This window comes from Streptomyces sp. NPDC060028 (genome assembly GCF_042736725.1).
Taxonomy (GTDB): Bacteria; Actinomycetota; Actinomycetes; order Streptomycetales; family Streptomycetaceae; genus Streptomyces.
In genome coordinates, this window is sequence record NZ_JBHWVJ010000003.1 from 12,789 (window position 1) to 30,086 (window position 17,298).

At 73.7% G+C, this 17,298-nt stretch carries 19 protein-coding genes and 1 pseudogene; 13 read left to right on the forward strand and 7 right to left on the reverse strand.

The annotated features are described in order from the left end of the window. Positions 1-4: 4 nt before the first annotated feature. Together ACFWBF_RS02295 and ACFWBF_RS02300 are read right to left on the reverse strand one after the other, a co-directional pair. Positions 5-823 carry an SAM-dependent methyltransferase gene (locus ACFWBF_RS02295; protein WP_385593828.1) on the reverse strand — a complete coding sequence of 273 codons (819 nt, stop codon included), beginning with the start codon at positions 821-823 and terminating at the stop codon, positions 5-7. A gap of 192 nt (positions 824-1,015) precedes the next feature. Then, on the reverse strand, positions 1,016-1,171 hold the full coding sequence (locus ACFWBF_RS02300; protein WP_385593831.1) for a hypothetical protein: 156 nt from the start codon (positions 1,169-1,171) through the stop codon (positions 1,016-1,018). Positions 1,172-2,270: 1,099 nt separating this feature from the next. Here ACFWBF_RS02300 and ACFWBF_RS02305 point away from each other — a divergent pair. The 5 genes from ACFWBF_RS02305 to ACFWBF_RS02325 all read left to right on the forward strand — a co-directional run bounded on the left by ACFWBF_RS02305 (position 2,271) and on the right by ACFWBF_RS02325 (position 7,071). Continuing rightward, positions 2,271-3,266, forward strand: a complete 996-nt coding sequence (locus ACFWBF_RS02305) for a sensor histidine kinase (protein ID WP_385593834.1) — start codon at positions 2,271-2,273, stop codon at positions 3,264-3,266. Between the two features lie 16 nt (positions 3,267-3,282). Continuing rightward, positions 3,283-3,969 (forward strand): response regulator, encoded by a 687-nt coding sequence (locus ACFWBF_RS02310; RefSeq protein WP_385593837.1) that lies wholly within the window; start codon positions 3,283-3,285, stop codon positions 3,967-3,969. Between the two features lie 52 nt (positions 3,970-4,021). Then, positions 4,022-4,396 carry a YbjQ family protein gene (locus tag ACFWBF_RS02315; RefSeq protein WP_385231711.1) on the forward strand — a complete coding sequence of 125 codons (375 nt, stop codon included), beginning with the start codon at positions 4,022-4,024 and terminating at the stop codon, positions 4,394-4,396. 633 nt (positions 4,397-5,029) lie between these two features. Further along, positions 5,030-6,421: a VWA domain-containing protein gene (locus ACFWBF_RS02320; protein WP_385594326.1), complete on the forward strand. Its 1,392-nt coding sequence runs from the start codon at positions 5,030-5,032 to the stop codon at positions 6,419-6,421. A gap of 23 nt (positions 6,422-6,444) precedes the next feature. Next, entirely contained in the window at positions 6,445-7,071 is a 627-nt protein-coding gene (locus ACFWBF_RS02325; RefSeq protein ID WP_385593840.1) for a class I SAM-dependent methyltransferase, read from the forward strand. Between the two features lie 18 nt (positions 7,072-7,089). On the opposite strand, the gene ACFWBF_RS02330 is transcribed toward ACFWBF_RS02325, so the two are convergent. Continuing rightward, positions 7,090-7,932, reverse strand: coding sequence for a helix-turn-helix domain-containing protein (locus ACFWBF_RS02330; protein ID WP_385593845.1), 843 nt, complete (start codon positions 7,930-7,932; stop codon positions 7,090-7,092). 72 nt (positions 7,933-8,004) lie between these two features. Then, positions 8,005-8,967 (reverse strand): DMT family transporter, encoded by a 963-nt coding sequence (locus tag ACFWBF_RS02335; RefSeq protein WP_385593848.1) that lies wholly within the window; start codon positions 8,965-8,967, stop codon positions 8,005-8,007. A gap of 29 nt (positions 8,968-8,996) precedes the next feature. Here ACFWBF_RS02335 and ACFWBF_RS02340 point away from each other — a divergent pair, with 29 nt between their 5' ends. The 4 genes from ACFWBF_RS02340 (at position 8,997) to ACFWBF_RS02355 (ending at position 12,265) form a co-directional block, all read left to right on the forward strand. Further along, positions 8,997-10,502 (forward strand): PLP-dependent aminotransferase family protein, encoded by a 1,506-nt coding sequence (locus tag ACFWBF_RS02340; protein ID WP_385593851.1) that lies wholly within the window; start codon positions 8,997-8,999, stop codon positions 10,500-10,502. A 121-nt stretch (positions 10,503-10,623) separates the two neighbouring features. Then, on the forward strand, positions 10,624-11,079 hold the full coding sequence (locus ACFWBF_RS02345; protein ID WP_385593854.1) for an LAETG motif-containing sortase-dependent surface protein: 456 nt from the start codon (positions 10,624-10,626) through the stop codon (positions 11,077-11,079). A 29-nt stretch (positions 11,080-11,108) separates the two neighbouring features. Beyond that, entirely contained in the window at positions 11,109-11,744 is a 636-nt protein-coding gene (locus ACFWBF_RS02350) for a SigE family RNA polymerase sigma factor (RefSeq protein WP_385593857.1), read from the forward strand. Then, positions 11,741-12,265 (forward strand): hypothetical protein, encoded by a 525-nt coding sequence (locus ACFWBF_RS02355; RefSeq protein ID WP_385593859.1) that lies wholly within the window; start codon positions 11,741-11,743, stop codon positions 12,263-12,265. The genes ACFWBF_RS02350 and ACFWBF_RS02355 overlap by 4 nt, the downstream gene beginning before the upstream one ends. Here the strand turns inward: ACFWBF_RS02355 and ACFWBF_RS02360 are convergent. Continuing rightward, positions 12,262-12,717: a MarR family winged helix-turn-helix transcriptional regulator gene (locus ACFWBF_RS02360; protein ID WP_385593864.1), complete on the reverse strand. Its 456-nt coding sequence runs from the start codon at positions 12,715-12,717 to the stop codon at positions 12,262-12,264. The genes ACFWBF_RS02355 and ACFWBF_RS02360 overlap by 4 nt on opposite strands. 225 nt (positions 12,718-12,942) lie before the next feature. On the opposite strand from ACFWBF_RS02360, the gene ACFWBF_RS02365 reads away from it, so the two are divergent. From ACFWBF_RS02365 to ACFWBF_RS02375, 3 genes and pseudogenes are all read left to right on the forward strand, one after another. Beyond that, entirely contained in the window at positions 12,943-14,148 is a 1,206-nt protein-coding gene (locus ACFWBF_RS02365; RefSeq protein ID WP_385593866.1) for an MFS transporter, read from the forward strand. A 95-nt stretch (positions 14,149-14,243) separates the two neighbouring features. After that, positions 14,244-14,464: pseudogene (locus tag ACFWBF_RS02370) on the forward strand (hypothetical protein). A 61-nt stretch (positions 14,465-14,525) separates the two neighbouring features. Further along, positions 14,526-16,154: a glycoside hydrolase family 20 protein gene (locus ACFWBF_RS02375; protein WP_385594329.1), complete on the forward strand. Its 1,629-nt coding sequence runs from the start codon at positions 14,526-14,528 to the stop codon at positions 16,152-16,154. Between the two features lie 220 nt (positions 16,155-16,374). On the opposite strand, the gene ACFWBF_RS02380 is transcribed toward ACFWBF_RS02375, so the two are convergent. Next, positions 16,375-16,590 carry a hypothetical protein gene (locus ACFWBF_RS02380; protein ID WP_385593869.1) on the reverse strand — a complete coding sequence of 72 codons (216 nt, stop codon included), beginning with the start codon at positions 16,588-16,590 and terminating at the stop codon, positions 16,375-16,377. Between ACFWBF_RS02380 and ACFWBF_RS02385 the strand changes: the two genes are divergently transcribed. Further along, on the forward strand, positions 16,583-16,918 hold the full coding sequence (locus ACFWBF_RS02385) for a hypothetical protein (RefSeq protein ID WP_385593871.1): 336 nt from the start codon (positions 16,583-16,585) through the stop codon (positions 16,916-16,918). The two genes, ACFWBF_RS02380 and ACFWBF_RS02385, sit on opposite strands and share 8 nt — an antisense overlap. On the opposite strand, the gene ACFWBF_RS02390 is transcribed toward ACFWBF_RS02385, so the two are convergent. Continuing rightward, positions 16,915-17,235 carry a DUF3040 domain-containing protein gene (locus ACFWBF_RS02390; protein WP_385593874.1) on the reverse strand — a complete coding sequence of 107 codons (321 nt, stop codon included), beginning with the start codon at positions 17,233-17,235 and terminating at the stop codon, positions 16,915-16,917. The two genes, ACFWBF_RS02385 and ACFWBF_RS02390, sit on opposite strands and share 4 nt — an antisense overlap. Between the last annotated feature and the right edge of the window lie 63 nt (positions 17,236-17,298).

A 17,298-nucleotide genomic window follows, 5' to 3' on the forward strand; every position in this document is an offset into this window, starting at 1 on the left:
GCGGTCAGAGCCGGCCCACGCCGCCCCATTCGACCCAGTCCGTGGGCCGGTTGGGCACGGGCGGGGGCGGGGTGTCCGGCCGCCAGTCCACCACGTCCACCAGGTCGGGGTCGAGGATCCGCAGGCCGTCGAAGTACCGCCGCACCTCGTGGCGTTCGCGGACGCGGCCCCAATGGCCGTGCGTGGTGACGTCCATGAGCCGGGTGACGTCATCCCGTACGACCGGGTCGTCACTGACGAGCTGGCAGATCACCATGAAGCTGCCCGGGGGCAGCAGTGCGGCCGTGTTCCGCACGACCGCCGCGGGATCGTCCTCGCCGTCCGCGTCCGGGAGACAGTGCAGGACCGAGACGAACAGGGCGGCGATGGGCTGCTTCCAGTCGAGGAAGCCGTCGGTGTCCTCGCGGATCTCCCGGGTCAGGCGCATGTCCTTGGGGATGACGAGGGTGCCGGTGTTCTCGTGCAGCGTGGTCAGGGCGTGCGCGAGGACCATGGGGTCGTTGTCGATGTAGGCGACCTTGCAGTCCGGGTGGGCCCGCTGGGCCACCTCGTGCACGTTGTCCTGGGTGGGCAGGCCCGATCCGTGGTCCAGGAACTGGCGGATCCCGTAGTCCTCGACGAGGATGCGGACGACCCGGCGCAGGAACGCGCGGTTGTTGCGGGCGAGCAGCTGCGTGCTGGGGGCGATCTCCAGCAGTGCGGCGCAGGCCTGGCGGTCGCTGTCGTAGTTCTCCACCCCGCCCAGGAGCCAGTCGTACATCCGGGCCACGCTCGGGGTGTGCATGTCAATTTGGGGAATCCGGGAGTTCTGCCCTAAGTCCATGTCCTGGGCCCACCTTGGTCAGAGGTTCGGCGGCTGGGTGAACGGCCCATGTTAGGGAGTCCGCCGGGGTCAGGCCAATCACTCGTACGGGGGTTCTGGTGTACGGACGGCGCGCGTGGCGTGAAGGGCGCGAGTGACCCGAGTGACCCGAGTGCGGTGGGGGCGGGTGAAACGCCGCCCCCACGAGGGGTGTCAGGACTCCCGACGCCGGCGGCGCAGGAGCCGCAGGATCAGCAGGGAGCAGATCGTGCCGAGGACGGTCGCCAGTAGGGCCAGCAGCGGGACCGTGGGTGCCGCTCGCGGATGGCTGAACACCAGGGCCACCGCGACCACGAGATAGGCGGCCACGATCAGGGCCGACCAGAAGCGCGCCCTGATCTTGTCGTCGGCGGAGGTTTCCCGAGAGGGAGGGTCAGGGATAATGCTGGGGCGAGGTTCGGGGTCGTCTGCACGGCCAACCCGTTCCTTTCCGCAGGCCATGGTGTGCCTTTCTATGAGGTGGCTGGTCTGTCGGGTGGTCCCGGGCTGCAACCCGGGACCACCACGCAAGTGGCTGTCGGCCACTGCGCGATGCGGCGATCCTACAGTCACTCCGGATCAATTCGCGTCCGCCTCCATTCATCCTTCCGCGGCGCCCATTCATGCAACGTTTCCCGCATGCAAGTGGGGAGCTCGGTAATGCCCGATTTCCCGCGAACCCCGTTGTCTCGGGGTCATTTGTGATCGTCAATGATTGAAGTAGTGGGAATTGATGGCGTAATTCGACGGCCGCAATGTGGCTGCATCCGCAGATGCACGTGCAGATGGGAAAGTTGCGGCGTCGCATCCGTGAATTCCACACGATCCGGCCGTGGATGTAAGGGGCTTGGTCGGGCATGCTGCCCGCAAGACGGTTCGCCGGACGTGTTTGCGACCGGGCGGTCCCCGGAGGCTTGGCGCCCCCGCACAGCCCGTGCAACGGGAGCACGGCCGGCCGATCAAACGCGTGAATGAGCGAACGCCCCTGTCTACGCTCAGGGCGGAACGCCCGGGAGGTGACGGGGCCGTGCCCGCCCCCGAACGGGCACGGCCGCGCGGCAGGCCCCGGGGGGAACGGGCCGCTGCCGGTCGTCGGGACCGGCGCAGGGAAATCTACGGCCGACACCGCCCCCGCCTCGCCCATCCACGGGTTGAAACCCGCCTACCCCCACGGGTGGTAACCCTGTACAACCAGGGGTGTACACGAGGGGGTTGACGTGCAGTTGTCCGTACATCCGGCGGTGGTCCGGCTCCGCGCCGCGCTACCGGTCACCGGTGAGATCACGTACGCCGCCGGCTCGCTCTGGATCTCGTCCACGATGCTCCACAACTGGCCCGACCCGGCGGCTACTGGCGGGACACCGACGCGCTCGCCTACGGGCTGCTCGCCGCCGTCTACCTCCCGCTCGTCCTGCGCCGGCTCTTCCCCGTGGCCGTCCTGGTGAGCACCGGCCTCTGCGTCGGCACCTACTTCACCCTCGGCTACTACCACGTGCCCGCGGTCTGCGGCATGCTCCTCGCCCTCTACACCGTCGCCTCCCTGCGCCCCCGCGCGGTCTCGGTCCGCTGCGCGGCTGGCGCACTCCTCGTCCTCCTATGGGGCACCCGGCTCGCCGAACCCGGCATCGGACCGCTCAGCGTGGGCTTCGTGACCGTGTCCACCATCGTCTGCTGGGTGGCCGGGGACGGCTCCCGGCGGCTGCGCGACCTCACCCGCCGGCTGCGCCTGGAGCAGGAGGAGAAGGCCCGCCGCGCCGTCATCGAGGAGCGCATCCAGATCGCCCGCGAGCTCCACGACGTGATCGCCCACCACGTCTCGGTGATCTCCGTCCAGACCGGCCTCGCCGGGTACGTGTTCTCCTCCGACCCGCCGACCGCCCGCCGGGCCCTGGACACCATCGGGGACAGCGCCCACGAAGCCCTCGCCGAGATGCGCCGGATGCTGGTCGTGCTCCGCGAGGAGGATTCGGCCCCCACCGAAGGGACGCCCCCCGGCTCCGGCGGTCTCGGGGGACTCGGCGAGCTGGTCAAGCGGGTGGGCGAGGCCGGCGTACCGGTGGACGTACGGGTCACGGGGACGGCGTACGACCTGCCGCCCGGGATCGACCTGTGCGCGTACCGCGTGGTGCAGGAGGCGCTCACCAACGTGATCAAGCACGCCCCGGCCGCGCACACCACCGTCCGCGTGCACTACGGCCAGGACGAGGTCCACGTACGGGTGAAGGACGACGGGACCGGCCGGGCCGCGCCGGCGCGCCCGCGGGCCGCCGGGGCCACCTCCGGGGTGACCGGTCAGGGCCTGATCGGCATGCGCGAGCGGGCGACGATCTACCACGGCACGGTGACCGCCGAACCCGCCCCCGAGGGCGGCTTCGAGGTCAGCCTGCGCGTCCCCGTGCCCCGGGCCGGCAGCCATGGCGCCTGAGGAGAAAGGGGCGGCGATGCTGAGAGTGCTCGTCGTCGACGACCAGTTCCTGATCCGGTCCGGACTGACCGCGCTGCTCACCGCGGCGCCCGGCTTCGAGGTCGTGGGCGAGGCCGGGGACGGCGAGGAGGCCGTACGGCTCGCCGCCGAGACCTGGCCCGACGTCGTGCTCATGGACATCCGGATGCCCGGCACCGACGGGATCGCCGCCACCGGACGGATCCTCGCGGAAGCCGACGCCAGGGCGCGGGCCGAACCCGAGGCCGCCGCCCCGCGGCCCAAGGTGCTCGTGCTGACCACCTTCGACTCCGACGAGTACGTCTTGCGGGCCCTGCGGGTCGGGGCCGGCGGCTTCCTCCTCAAGGACACCCCGCCCGACCGGCTGCTCGCCGCCATCGCCACGGTGCACGGCGGCGACATGCTCTTCAGCCCCGGCTCCCTGCGCGGGCTCATCGACGCCTACGCCGCCCCGGTCGCCCGCGCCCCGCACCCGGGCCTCGACGACCTGACCCCGCGCGAACGCGAGGTGCTGGGCCTGGTCGGTGCCGGCCTGTCCAACGCCGACATCGCCGGCCGGCTCGTGCTCAGCGCCGCCACCGTCAAGACCCATGTGCACCGGTGCATGAGCAAGCTCGGACTGTCCAGCCGCGCCCAGGCCGTGGTCGTGGCGTACGAGTTCGGTCTCGCCGCCCGAATGCCGTGACCGCGGCGGCCTGCGGATGCGGGCCGCGGCGGGCGCCGCCACAGTGGGTCCCATGGGAATCGAAGACTACGGCGGCGGCCCCGGGGCCGAGCAGACCGGCGTCCTGGTCGTGACGACCAACGACGTCCCCGGCTACCACGTCGAACGGGTGATCGGTGAGGTCTTCGGCCTCACCGTGCGCTCCCGCCACCTCGGCAGCCAGATCGGCGCGGGCCTGAAGTCGATGATCGGCGGCGAACTCAAGGGCCTCACCAAGACCCTCGTCGAGACCCGCAACCAGGCCATGGAGCGGCTCATCGAACAGGCGAAGGCGCGCGGCGCGAACGCCGTGCTGATGATGCGCTTCGACGTCACCGACGCGGCCGACGTCGGGACCGAGGTGTGTGCGTACGGGACGGCCGTGGTGCTGGTGCCCGCCTCCCCCTGATCCACGTAGGTCCAGGATCCACGTAAGCCAGGATCCACGTAAGTCCAGGACGGCGCTCCGCTTTGTCCATGGGCCTGCCGTGCCGCGGTCCGCAAGCTGACTGATCAGTGAGCGGACCGCCCGTGCCTTCGAGCCGTGCGGTGTTGCGCCAAGGAAGCGCCGACTCCCGGAGGCCCCATGAGAACCCCCCTCTGGCCGGCCGCGGCCGCGGCGACGACCTCGCGATCGACGACCTCGGACCGGTGGGCGGCGGTGAAGTCCTCGTGCCGCAGGCCCACATGAGCGTGAAGGCCGTCGACAGCCAGGAGACCACCGGTGAGAACGGCAGCGGGGCCAACGTCCTGGAGGGCGACAGCGCCACCATCTGGCACACCCAGTGGTCCGCGGCCGCCGCGCCGATGCCGCACGAGATCACCCTCGGCCGACGGGGTCACCTGGGGGACCGCGGCGGCAACCGGCACCTTCGCGGACAGCACCGCACAGCAGGACGTCTCCTTCACCGCCAGGACCGCCCGGTACGTGAAGCTCAAGGCCACGAGGGAGGTGGGCGGCAATGCGTGGACCTCGGTGGCGGAACTGAACATCGGCTACCGGCCGTAGGGTCCGACGGGCAGACTGGGCGCCGTGACTTCAATGAGCAAGGGCGCCAATCTGCCGATCGGGGCGACCGCGGTCCGGGCCGTGCTCGGCTGGTCGGCCGGCCCCGGGGTCCCGGACGTGGACGCCTCCGCGCTGCTGCTGGGCGGCGACGGACGCGTCCGTTCCGACGCCGACTTCGTGTTCTACAACCAGCCGCGGCACGCGTCCGGGGCCGTGAGCCACCACGGCAAGCGGCCCGGCGCCGACACGATCGCCGTCGACCTCGGCGCGATCGAGCCGGGCATCGAGCGCGTCCTGCTCTGCGCTTCGGCGGACGGCGGCTCCTTCGGGCAGGTGCCCGGGCTGCACCTGCTGCTGCTCGACGCGGTGTCCGGGGCGGAGCTGGTCCGCTTCGACATGGCGGCGGGCACGGAGACGGCGTACGTGAGCGGCGAACTGTACCGGCGGTCCGGGGCCTGGAGGTTCCGGGCCGTCGGGCAGGGGTACGCCCACGGGCTGGCGGGCCTGGCGACCGACTACGGCATCAGCGTGGACGAGGCGCCGGTGCCGACGACGACCACGCCCGCTGCGCCGGCGGCCGGGGTGCCGGCGGCCGGGGTGCCCGCACCGGCACCTGCCCCGGCGTTGGCCCCGGCCGCCGTCCCCGCCGCCGCCGTCCGGCTGACCAAGGGCGAGGAACTGCTGCCCCCCGAGGTGCGCGAGCGCCTGTCACTGCGCAAACGCCAGGTCGCGGTCAGCCTGAGCAAGCACGGGGCCGGGGCCCTCACCGCCCGCGTCATCCTCGTGCTCGACGCCTCCGGCTCGATGGCCTCCCACTACAGCCGCGGCACCGTCGCCCGCGTCGCCGAGCGGATGGCCGCCGTGGCGGCGCAGCTCGACGACGACGGCGAGATGCAGGCCTGGACCTTCGCCTCCAGCCCCGCACGGCTCCCCGACCTCGTGATCGCCGAACTCCCCGAGTGGCTGCGGCTGCACGTACGCGTCGGCGAGCTGAGCCTGTTCAGCCGCCGCAAGGCGCGCAAGGGCATGGTCCCGGGCCAGGTCGACATGCGCGCCGTCGGCGTGGGCAACGAGGAGCAGAAGGTCATCGCGCAGGTCCGCGCCTACGTCCGCGAAAATCCCGTGCCGGACCCGACGCTGGTCCTCTTCTTCTCCGACGGCGGCGTCTACCGCGACAACGCGATCGAACGGGAGCTGCGCGCGGCGGTGGAGGAACCGCTGTTCTGGCAGTTCATCGGCCTCGGCAGGGCCAACTACGGGGTACTGGAACGGTTCGACACCCTGCCCGGCCGCCGCGTGGACAACGTCGGCTTCTTCGCCGTCGACGACATCGAGACCCTCTCCGACCCGGAGCTGTACGACCGGCTGCTGTCGGAGTTCCCGTCCTATGTCCGCGCCGCCCGCCAGGCGGGCATCCTGAGGTGACGCACGGCGACGAAGGGGAGCGGATGAGCGATCACGGTTCTGCGGCAGAGGTGTTCGACGCGCTCGCCGGGCGCTACGAGGAGGCGTTCGGGCACGTGCCCGCGCAACGGGAGGCCCTCGACTGGCTCACCGCCAGACTGCCGCGCGGCGCCCGGGTGCTGGACGTGGGCAGCGGCACGGGCCGGCCCACCGCCGAGGCCCTGGCCGCGGCGGGCTGCGCGGTGACCGGCATCGACGTCTCGCGGGAGATGGTCGCCCTCGCGCGCACGCAGGTGCCGCGGGCGCGCTTCGAACAGGCCGACGTGCGCACGTACACGCCCGCGGAGGACGGCTTCGAGGCGGTGTGCGCCTTCTTCCCGCTGCTGATGATGGATCAGCCGGAAGTGGCCGCGGCCCTGGGGCGGATGGCGTCCTGGGTCGCGCCGGGCGGGTACTTCGTGATGGCCACGGTGCCGGGCGACATCCGCAATCTCGACATCGAGTGGATGGGCCACCGGGTCACGGTCAGCAGCCTCTCCACGGAAGACCACCTGACCACGCTGGCGGCCGCGGGGCTGGAAGTACTGGACCACCACACGCGGGTCTTCCACCCCCACGGCGGCCTGGCCGAGCCCGAGGAGCACCTCTTCTGCTTCGCGCGCCGGCCCTGACGCGGGCATCGGCCGGCGTCAGCGCAGGGGCCCGCGCGCCGACTGCTGGGCGCGGAACCGGACCGGGGCCATGCCCACCCGGTGGCTGAACAGCCTGCTGAAGTACGCGGGATCCTCGTAGCCGACCCGCCGGGCGACCCCCGCCACCGGCAGGTCGGTGCGGGCCAGCAGCTCCTTCGCCCGGCTCAGCCGGATGTCGAGCAGGTACTCCTTGACCCCCTCCCCGGTACTGCGCCGCACCGCCCGGCGCAGTTGGGGCAGCGGCATCCCGAGCTGGGCCGCGTGTTCGGCCACCGATATCGGCAGCAGCGCGTCCCGGGCCAGGGTGTCCATCACCGCGTCGCCCTGTCGCGACACCTCGGACCGGGCGTAGCGCAGCGCGACGAGCAGCCCGTGGACCGCCGCCGCGGCCTCCACCTCCAGCAGCGGCCCGCCGCGCCGGGCCGCCCGTACGATCCCGTCGACCACGTGCAGCACCCCGGCACTCCCGCTCAGCGGCACCAGCGGGCGCTCCGGGGTGACGTAGCCGAGGTCGGTGTAGGCCTCCACGCTCGGGCCCGCGAAGTCCACGAAGCACTCGTCCCAACCGGTCTGCGGATCGGGCCCGTAGTGGTGCTCCACGCCCGGCACCAGCCACAGCAGCGCCGGGGCGGTCACCGGCTGCGGGGGCCGGCCGCCGTGGCTGAACCAGCCGCGGCCGCTGGAGACGACCACCGCCACGTGGTGGTCGAGCGCGCGGGGGCCGACGACCGGCAGGAGGCCCTGCTGCACCCCCACCCCGAGGCAGACCAGGCCGAGCCGGCGGTGGTTGGCGGTCGGCGAGAAGTACCGCATCCAGCTGCTGTACGGGGGCGTTGCCATCTGCGGATTGTGATCCACAAGGCCGAGCGCCCTCAAGGGTGCGGGGGCGGGTGCGGGGCGGGCGCGGGGCCCTCAGGGAGCCGCCGGTGCCCGTTCCGCGCCGGTTTCCGCCACGGGTGCGGCGGGGGCCGCCGGACCCGTGGGGGCGGCCGGACCCGCGGGGGCGCGGCCCGGCCGAAGTCCCGCCGCCAGCCCGGCGATCACGACCCCGAGCCCCAGCCACACCGCGGGGCCGGGCACCCCGCCGCCGGTGAGGGCGCCGGCGGCCGCCGCGGCGAGCGGGGCGACCCCGGTCAGCAGCCCGGCCCGGCCCGAGCCGACGGCGGCCACCGTGCGGTACCAGAGCAGGAAGGCCACCGCGGTCACCATGACGGCCAGGTAGCCCGCGGCCGCCCACTGGCCCGCCGTCACCGACCCCAGCTCGGCGGGCCCCTCGACGAACACCGTCAGCGCCGCCAGCATCACCGCCCCCAGCCACACCGCGTGCACCGACACCCCCCAGGCGCCGTGCCGCCGCAGCACCGGCACCGCGAGCAGGGTGAACCCGGCCTCGCACCCCAGCGCCAGCGCGGCCCACGCCACCCCGGCGGCGTCGGTCCGGCCCGTCCCCTCCACGAGCACCGCCCCGGCCATCACCACCGGCGCGGCCAGCAGCACCTGCCGGCTGGGCCGGCGCCCCTCCAGCAGCGGGCCCATCAGCCCGAGGAGGACCGGTACGGAGGCCACGGCGACCGCGATCACGGCCGGCTCCGCATGCGCGACGCCCCGTACGACGGCCACGTTGAACAGCACCAGCCCGGTCGCCGCGATCCCGGCCAGCCACAGCCACTCCCGGCCGCGCGGCCGCAGGATCGCCACCCGGGCCGTCCGGGCGAGGGCGAGCAGGATCAGCGCGGCCGCCGCGTACCGGACGGCCTGGACGCCGAACAGCGGGGCGTCGACGAGGGATCGGGAGACGGTGACACTGCTGCCGACGAGCGCCATGCCGGCGATGCCGGGGGCGAGGTCGCGCAGGGGAGCGGACGGTGTGTTCATACCGTCGAGCCTGACGTCAGAATGGACCCATGAGCAGGTCCAAAGAAGACCGGCCTCAGGGGTCCAAAGCAGCCCCTGAGGCCCAGGCCAAGCGCGAGCCCGCGGCCGGCCCCGTGGCCGGGTCCGACTTCCTGCAACTCGACATCGGCCGGGCCCCGGCGGGCGGCCGAACCGAGTGGCTGGCGGAGCGGCTGCGCGCCGCCATCGCCGACGGCACGCTCGCGGTGGGCAGCCGGCTCCCGGCCAGCCGGATCCTCGCCGCGGAGCTGCGGGTCTCCCGGGGCCTGGTGACCGAGGCGTACCAGCGGCTGGCCGAGACGGGTCAGGTGGCCGGGCGAGGCCGGGCCGGGACCGTGGTCGTCGCGGCGCCGCCACCGGTGGCCTCGGCCTTGGCCCCGCCGCTTCGGGGCGGGCTGGTGGACGCCCTGCGCGCCGTACCGTGCCGGATCGACCTCTCGCCGGGCGTCCCCGACCTGACCGCCTTCCCGCGTACGGCCTGGCTCCAGGCCGAGCGCCAGGTCCTGGCCGGACTCACCCCCGCCGACTTCGGCTACGGCAACCCTCAGGGGGCGCCCGCGCTGAGGGAGGCGATCGTCGGCTGGCTGGCCCGGAACCGGGGCATCCGCGCCGACCCGGGCGAGGTGGTCGTCGTCGCCGGGGTCGCGCAGGCGCTCGGGCTGCTGGCGCACGTCCTGCGCGAGGACGGCGTACGACGCGTCGCCGTGGAGGACCCCGGCTCGCTCGGGGCCCGGCAGCAACTGGAGTACGGGCGCCTGGAGACGGTCCCGGTACGGGTCGACGAAGGCGGGCTGGACGTCACGGAGCTCCGGGCGAGCGGGGCGCGGGCGGCGCTGCTGACCCCCGCGCACCAGTTCCCGACCGGTGTCGTCCTGGACGGCGAACGGCGCCGGGAACTCCTCGGCTGGGCCGCCGCCGGGGGAGTGGTCATCGAGGACGACTACGACGCCGAGCACCGCTACGACCGCGCCCCCGTTCCCGCGCTGCGCGCCCTGCTGCCCGAAGCGGTCTGCTACGCCGGGAGCGTGTCCAAACTGCTCGCACCGGCCCTGCGGCTGGGCTGGCTGCTGGTCCCGCCGCGCCACCTGGACGCGGTGGTCGCCGCCAAGCGCTACGCCGACCTCGGCAACCCGGTCCTCGCCCAGCTCGTGCTCGCCCGGCTGATGGAGTCGGGCGAGCTGGAGCGCCACCTGCGCTTCGTCCGGCGCCGCCACCGCGGGCGCAGGGACGCGATGCTGCGGGCCGTCGCCGCCGAGCTGCCCGACGCACGGGTGCACGGCGCGGCTGCGGGACTGCACCTCATGGTCACCTTCGAGGGCGCGCACTTCGACGACACCGCCCTCGCGGCGGCGGCCCTGGAGCTCGGGGTCAAGGCCCACCCGCTGTCCTGGCACCGGATGGCTCCGGGCCCGCCGGGCCTGATCCTCGGCTACGCGGCGGGCCCGAAGGGCGAGATCGAGGAGGGCATCGCGCTCTTCGGCGCGGCCCTGCGCCGGCTCCGGGGCCCCGGAGCGTGAGGCGGCCGCCGGGCGGCGCGAAAAAACTTCGGAACCGGCGGCAACCTCCCCGGGGGTCGCGCGTCGTGCAGGGGTGAAGGGCGTGATCCGGCGCCCTTGCGACCGACCGTGGAGAACCACCTTGAAGAACCTGAAGCGCGTCCCCCTCTCCGTCCGCCGGGCAATGGCCCTGGCCGCCGCCACCGCCGGGGTGGCCGTCGCTCTCGCCGGGCCGGCCCTCGCCGCGAGCGGCACCTCGGGCACGCCGTCTCCCGCCGCCCCGAGCGCCTCCCCGAGCGTGGTGCCGAGCGCGGCCCCGAGCGCGGCCCCCAGCTCCTCGCCCAAGGCCACGCCGAGCCAGTCCGCCGGTGACCGCAGCGCCACGCCCAGCCTGCCCCCGGGCGCCGCGCCGAGCGTCGTGGCGCCCGGTGCCCCGAGCGCGGCGCCGAGCACCCCGCCGACCGATTCGTCCGGCGGGGCCGAGCTTGCGCATACTGGCTCCTCCGCGACCACCACCGCCATCGGGGCCGGGGCCGGCGTCCTGGTCGTCGCCGGGGCCGGCACCCTGTACGCCGTGCGGCGCCGCGCCAACGGCTGAGGATCCCCGTGCTTCACCTCGCACTGCCAATGAGCTCCGTCGTGCCCGGCTCCGGCCGGGTACGGCGGGGCTTGTGGTCGTTGCTGCTCCGCCGCGAGCGCTCGGCCCCCACCACGCCCGCGCCGTCGTTCGCGTACGGGCACGGGTACACGTACGAAGCCGGCGACGGCGGCACACCGCCGCCCACCGTCACCGCGCTCTACCACGCCCACCGGCTGCGGATGGTGCGGCTGGCGGTGTTGCTCGTGGACGACCTGGGCACCGCCGAGGACGTGGTGCAGGACGCCTTCACCGCCCTGTACCGGCGCCACGGGGAGCGGATAGCCGAGGTCGACAACGCGCTGGGCTACTTGCGCACCGCCGTGGTCAACACCTCGCGTTCCGTACTGCGGCGCAGGCGCACCGCCCGCGCGTGGACCCCGCCCGCACCGGCCGACGTACCGTCCGCCGAGGCGTCCGTGGTCCTCGACGAGGCACACCGGGAGGTGCTGGCCGCGCTGGGCCGGCTGACACCGAGGCGGCGCCAGGTCCTGGTGCTGCGCTACTGGGCCGACCTCAGCGAGGCGGAGATAGCCGAGACCCTCGGGATCAGCCGGGGCGCGGTCAAGTCGAACGCGAGCCGGGCGCTGGACGCGCTGGAGCGGATTTTGGAGGGTCGGATATGACGCCTGACGTCGAGCGTCGCCGTGAGCGACCTGTCGAGGGGCGGTTGCGCCAGGCCCTCGATGCCCGCGCGGCCGAGGTGACCGTGCGCGGGCTGCGGCCCGCCGATCCGCCGGGCCCGCACGTACGACGGCTGCCGCTGCCGTTCGCGCGGATGCGCGGGTTCAGCCTGCCGCTGGCGGGTCTGGCCGCGGCGGCCGCCGCCCTGGTGGGGTACCTCGTACTGGCTCCGGACCAGACCCCCGCCCGCCCGGTGCCGCCGGCCTCGCCGCCCGAGATCACGGCTCCCGCTCCGCGGACTTCGCCGCCGCCGCCGACCCCGGCCCCGTCGGTGGCACCCTCGGCAGCCCCGTCGTCGCCGTCGCCCTCGCCGTCGTCGCCCAGGGTCGCGACGACTCCGCGGGGCCGCGCCGTCCCCTCGGCGGGCAACCCGTCGGCGGCGGCCCCGTCGAGGGTGCCGTCCGGCCGGCCGGGAGCCGCGGGCGGCCCCGTGCCGTCATCGTCGCCCACGGCGCTCCCTTAGGCGGGCCGCGCGTTCTCCACGGCCGCCACCAGCGGGGCGAGCTCCGGATTGCGCGCGGCCGCGTCCAGGGCCTCGCGCAGGGCGGTGTCGTTGGTGGGCCGGGCCAGGCTCAGGAGGGCCAGGCCGGCCTCGCTGACGTCGGTGTAGATGCCCCGACGGTCGGTGTCGCAGATGTAGCGGTTCAGCAGCCCGCGGTCCTCCAGCCGGCTGACCAGGCGGGTCGTCGCGCTCTGGCTGAGCACCACCGAGTCCGCGACCTGGTGCATCCGCAGGTGACCGCCCGGGCCGCTGTGCTGGCGGCTGAGGACGTCGAGCAGCGAGTACTCGCGCACGCTCAGCCCGTGTCCCGCCTGGAGCGCCCGCTCGATGTGGGCCTCGATCCGCCCGTGCAGCAGGGAGAGGGCGCACCAGCCCTGGGAGAGGGCGGTGAGCGCGCCGTCCGTGGCCGTCATGGGCTCCTCCTTCGATACCTGTGTCACGTGTTCATGCGTTCACGCGTGTTGTTTCTGCGTGTTCCCGCCCAGGATAGGCCACGTCCGCAATAGCCCGCGCTTGCAAACATCCCGCGTCTGCAATTAATGTGGACGCACGTAAGCAGCGACCGCATCAACACCTCGCGGCGACAGCGGCCGCCCGCCGCGACAGCACCACCACCTCCCCTGAAGGGCACCTCCCTCATGCCTCTCGCACTCCTCGCCCTCGCCATAGGGGCCTTCGGGATCGGCACCACCGAATTCGTGATCATGGGTCTGCTCCCCGAGGTCGCCGGCAGCTACGACGTCTCGATCCCCGCCGCCGGGTTCCTGGTCACCGGCTACGCCCTCGGCGTGGTCATCGGCGCGCCGCTGATGACGGTCCTCGGCACCCGCATCCCCCGCAAGCGCATGCTGATGCTGCTCATGGGCCTGTTCATCGTCGGCAACGTGCTCTCCGCGCTCGCCCCGGCCTTCGGCGTCATGCTCGCCGGACGCGTCGTCGCCTCCCTCGCCCACGGCGCCTTCTTCGGCATCGGCTCGGTCGTCGCGGCCGAGCTCGTCGCCCCCGAGAAGAAGGCCGGCGCCATCGCCATGATGTTCACCGGCCTGACCGTGGCCAATGTCATCGGCGTCCCGCTCGGCACCCTCGTCGGCCAGCACCTCGGCTGGCGCGTCACCTTCCTGGTCGTCGCCGCGCTCGGCGTCCTGGGCATGCTCGGCATCGCCCGCCTCGTTCCCGAGCTGCCCCGGCCCGAGGGGGTGCGGATCCGCCACGAGCTCGCCGCCTTCCGCAACGTCCAGGTGCTGCTCGCCATGGCGATGACCGTCCTCGGCTTCGGCGGGGTGTTCGCCGCCGTCACCTACATCACCCCGATGATGACCAACGTCGCCGGCTTCGCCGACACCTCCGTCACCTGGCTGCTGGTCCTCTTCGGCCTCGGCATGGTCGCCGGCAACCTCATCGGCGGCCGGTTCGCCGACCGCGCGCTGATGCCGATGCTCTACGCCTCCCTCGGCGCGCTGGCCACCGTCCTCGCGGTGTTCACCCTCACCGCCCACACCAAGATCGGCGCCGCCGTCACGATCGTCCTCATCGGCGCCCTCGGCTTCGCGACCGTGCCCCCCTTGCAGAAGCGGGTCCTCGACCAGGCCGCCGGGGCCCCCACCCTGGCCTCCGCCGTCAACATCGGCGCCTTCAACCTCGGCAACGCGCTCGCCGCCTGGCTCGGCGGGCTCGTCATCGCCGCCGGACTCGGCTGGACCGCCCCGAACTGGGTCGGCGCCGCCCTCGCCGCCTCCGCACTGCTGCTCGCCGTCGTTTCCGGCGCCCTGGAGCGGCGTACCGGAGCCCGGGCCGGCCGGATCGTCGCCGCCGGCGCCCCCGCGGCCGTCGCCGTCCGCCACTGATCCACGAGCCCTCGTACGGCTCCCACGACCCGACACACCACAGGAGAAGCAGGCACGACCGCCACTGCCACCGCCCGCCGCGCTGCCGTCGCCCCCTGACCACCGAGGACGCCGACCTGCTCGTCGCCGCCGCCCGCACCGCCGCCGCGACGACCGGGCCGTGCTGATCTCCGACGAGACCAGCACCCGCAAGGCCTTCACCGCGCTCCAGCTGGACGCCCCGACCGCCAACCTCGTCGAGGTCGTGCAGCCCGGCGGCGGCGCCCCCGACCAGGACCACGGCTTCGCCGGGGCCGCCCTCGACGCCCTGGGCTGAGCCGTCCGGTCGCGCGCCCGTGCCCCCCGTGCCACTTTGGTACGGGGGACACGGGTGCATGATGCGGAATCCGAGGCAGTACGGGAGAGTCCACGTCATCGCGACGGCCACGGTCGCCGCGCTGGTCACCCTTGCCGTCCCGGCCTGTACGGCGGCCTCGGAGCAGCCCCGCCCGACCGGCCCGGCCACCGCGGCGACCGCCGCCCCCACGCCGTCTTCGACCACGCCCGCCGGAGCCACCCCCTCCCCGACCCCGTCCTACCCCCTGTCCACGGCCCCGCGCACCATCCCGGCCGTACGGGAGCACGTGCCGGCCCGCGGCCCCGGCTGGAAGCCCGCCGAGGGTGCCCGAGTGGTCGTCGCGCCGGGCGACGGCGCGGCCCTGGCCGACGAGGGCCGGCTGCTCGCCGGTGAACTGCACATCGGGTTCGCGGAGTCGGCCGAGGTACGCCGCGGCGACGTCGAACTCGACCTGGGCGCCAAGGGCTCCGGCGCGCCCGAGTCCTACACCCTCACCGTGCAGAACGGGCAGGTCCACATCACCGGACCCGACGAGGCCGGGGTCTTCTACGGGACCCGCACCCTCAAGCAGGAGGTGTCGGCGGGCGGTTCGGCCCCCGAGGGCACCGTCCGCGACGCCCCGGCCCGGCCCCAGCGCGGCCTCAACCTCGACATCGCCCGCAAGAACTTCACCGTCGGCTGGATCGAGGACCGGCTGCGCGAGATGGCGGACCTGAAGCTCAACCAGTTCGGCCTGCACTTCTCCGACGACCAGGCCTTCCGCATCGAGTCCACCTCCCACCCCGAGATCGTCTCGACCCCGCACCTCACCAAGGCGGAGGTCGGACGGATCGTGGCACTCGCCCGGAGCCTGCACATCACCGTCGTCCCGGAGATCGACTCGCCCGGCCACCTCGGCGCGGTGCTGCGCGCCCACCCGGACCTGCAACTGCGCAACGTACAGGGCGGGGCGGTCAAGGGAGCCGTGGACATCTCGAACCCGGCGGCGGCGAAGCTGGTCGACGAACTGCTGCGCGAGTACCTGCCGTTGTTCCCCGGCGGGGCCTGGCACCTGGGTGCGGACGAGTACCAGGCGCTGGTGGTCCGCGACCCGCAGGCCTCCTTCCCGCAGCTCGCGAGCGCCGCCCGGCAGCGGTACGGGCCGACCGCCCGGGTGCAGGACCTGGCGACGGGCTGGCTCAACGACCGCGCGGCCGTCGTCCGGCCTTCCGGCAAGGCCCTCAAGGCGTGGAACGACGGCTTCTTCGCCGGCGGGGTGACCAAGGCCGCGCGGGACCTCCAGGTCGAGTACTGGACCGGCAAGGAGATCGGCGCCCGGCCGCCGCTGGAGTACCTGCGCGAGGGCCGCAAGCTCGTCAACCTCAACGACGAGTTCCTCTACTACGTGCTGGGCGAGCCGAACCAGTTCACCTACCCCACCGGCCGCCGGATCTACGAGCAGTGGACCCCGCTGGTCCTGCGCGGCACCACGCCCGTGCCCGCGAGCTACGGTGCGCAGATCCTGGGCGCCCGGCTCGCCGTCTGGTGCGATCTGGCCGGCTCCCAGACCCAGGCGCAGGTGGCGGCCGGCATCCGGCTTCCGCTGGCGGCGCTGGCCCAGAAGGTCTGGGACGCACGGACCCCGCAGCCGACCTGGGAGCAGTTCAAAGCCCTCGCCGACCGCCTCTGACGGGTCACGGAGGTCCGCACTCCGCAACAGCGTGATCCCGGCCCGGTGACGAACAGCATCAGGCCATCACGATGGCCGAATCCCGCACGCTACGTTGACGCCACGCTTCAACCTGGCAGAGGGAGACGACCATGCGAGCGGTGCGCAGCCGGAGACGGACTCGGAGGCAGGGGGCACTGGCCGCCCTGGCGGTGTGCGGGATGCTGGCGCTCACGGCCTGTCAGGGCGCAGACGGCGCCGGCGCTGCCGGTACGAAGCCCAGCGCCGGCCCGAGCGGCTCGTCGGCCCCCGCCGCGTCCGCCGCCACACCCGCCGCCACCCCGACGCCCTCGGTGTCGAAGCCGGCCCCGAAGCCCACGGCAGCCGTCACCCCGCCGAAGAAGCCCGCGACCCCGGCTCCCGGCGCGAGCGCGGCCTGCGACCACAAGATGCCCATCGCGCCCGATCTGCTCGCGCTCTACCGCTACACCCCGGAGGGCGGCTCCCACAATCTCATCGTCAGGCACGGCAACTGGGGCTGCGGCACCCCGGACGCGGACGGCGCCTTCTTCGAGCAGGTGGGCAAGGAGACCTTCATCCCGATCGCGGAAACCGCCAAGATCACCGCGACCGCTCCGATCATCGCGGGCGCGGCCCCCAAGCCGATCAGCCTCCACGAACTCATCGGCTGGGTCACCGCCCACCCCGACTCGGCCCTCCCCTTCCGCTACCACCTGGGCGCCGACGGCGCGATCGACACCCTGGACGAGATCTACCTGCCCTAGGGCTGCGCCGGGGTGCGGTCGCGGCGCAGCCAGCGGCGCCGGGCCCACTGGCCGAGCAGGGGCAGCGCCAGGACCACGGTCAGTATCCAGGTGGCGGCGAAACCCCAGATCAACGGCTCGGCCACGGTGATCGACGCGGCGATCAGCAGCGCCACCGTCAGCGCACCGAGCAGGCAGGCCGCCGCGGTGCGCCGACGCCGGTGTGCGGACCGTACGAAACGACCCAAGGACCGGTCAAGGGACCGATCGCCCTTCAGTTGGGCCTCGATCGCGGAAAGGGCGCGCTGCTCGCGATCGGAGAGTCCGGCTCCGTCCATGGCCACGTACCTCCACCGGCTGGCGCCGCCCTGCGCGGACCGCAGCCTTTGGCGTGCGAATAC

What these genes read in the sequence shown, in the direction of transcription:
- ACFWBF_RS02390 (WP_385593874.1), bottom strand. Translation starts at nt 17,235, where the DNA reads ATGGACGGAGCCGGACTCTCCGATCGCGAGCAGCGCGCCCTTTCCGCG.
- ACFWBF_RS02320 (WP_385594326.1), top strand. Translation starts at nt 5,030, where the DNA reads ATGAGCAAGGGCGCCAATCTGCCGATCGGGGCGACCGCGGTCCGGGCC.
- ACFWBF_RS02325 (WP_385593840.1), top strand. Translation starts at nt 6,445, where the DNA reads ATGAGCGATCACGGTTCTGCGGCAGAGGTGTTCGACGCGCTCGCCGGG.
- ACFWBF_RS02375 (WP_385594329.1), top strand. Translation starts at nt 14,526, where the DNA reads ATGCGGAATCCGAGGCAGTACGGGAGAGTCCACGTCATCGCGACGGCC.
- ACFWBF_RS02330 (WP_385593845.1), bottom strand. Translation starts at nt 7,932, where the DNA reads ATGGCAACGCCCCCGTACAGCAGCTGGATGCGGTACTTCTCGCCGACC.
- ACFWBF_RS02360 (WP_385593864.1), bottom strand. Translation starts at nt 12,717, where the DNA reads ATGACGGCCACGGACGGCGCGCTCACCGCCCTCTCCCAGGGCTGGTGC.
- ACFWBF_RS02355 (WP_385593859.1), top strand. Translation starts at nt 11,741, where the DNA reads ATGACGCCTGACGTCGAGCGTCGCCGTGAGCGACCTGTCGAGGGGCGG.
- ACFWBF_RS02340 (WP_385593851.1), top strand. Translation starts at nt 8,997, where the DNA reads ATGAGCAGGTCCAAAGAAGACCGGCCTCAGGGGTCCAAAGCAGCCCCT.
- ACFWBF_RS02385 (WP_385593871.1), top strand. Translation starts at nt 16,583, where the DNA reads ATGCCCATCGCGCCCGATCTGCTCGCGCTCTACCGCTACACCCCGGAG.
- ACFWBF_RS02335 (WP_385593848.1), bottom strand. Translation starts at nt 8,967, where the DNA reads ATGAACACACCGTCCGCTCCCCTGCGCGACCTCGCCCCCGGCATCGCC.
- ACFWBF_RS02295 (WP_385593828.1), bottom strand. Translation starts at nt 823, where the DNA reads ATGGACTTAGGGCAGAACTCCCGGATTCCCCAAATTGACATGCACACC.
- ACFWBF_RS02315 (WP_385231711.1), top strand. Translation starts at nt 4,022, where the DNA reads ATGGGAATCGAAGACTACGGCGGCGGCCCCGGGGCCGAGCAGACCGGC.
- ACFWBF_RS02380 (WP_385593869.1), bottom strand. Translation starts at nt 16,590, where the DNA reads ATGGGCATCTTGTGGTCGCAGGCCGCGCTCGCGCCGGGAGCCGGGGTC.
- ACFWBF_RS02350 (WP_385593857.1), top strand. Translation starts at nt 11,109, where the DNA reads ATGAGCTCCGTCGTGCCCGGCTCCGGCCGGGTACGGCGGGGCTTGTGG.
- ACFWBF_RS02310 (WP_385593837.1), top strand. Translation starts at nt 3,283, where the DNA reads ATGCTGAGAGTGCTCGTCGTCGACGACCAGTTCCTGATCCGGTCCGGA.
- ACFWBF_RS02365 (WP_385593866.1), top strand. Translation starts at nt 12,943, where the DNA reads ATGCCTCTCGCACTCCTCGCCCTCGCCATAGGGGCCTTCGGGATCGGC.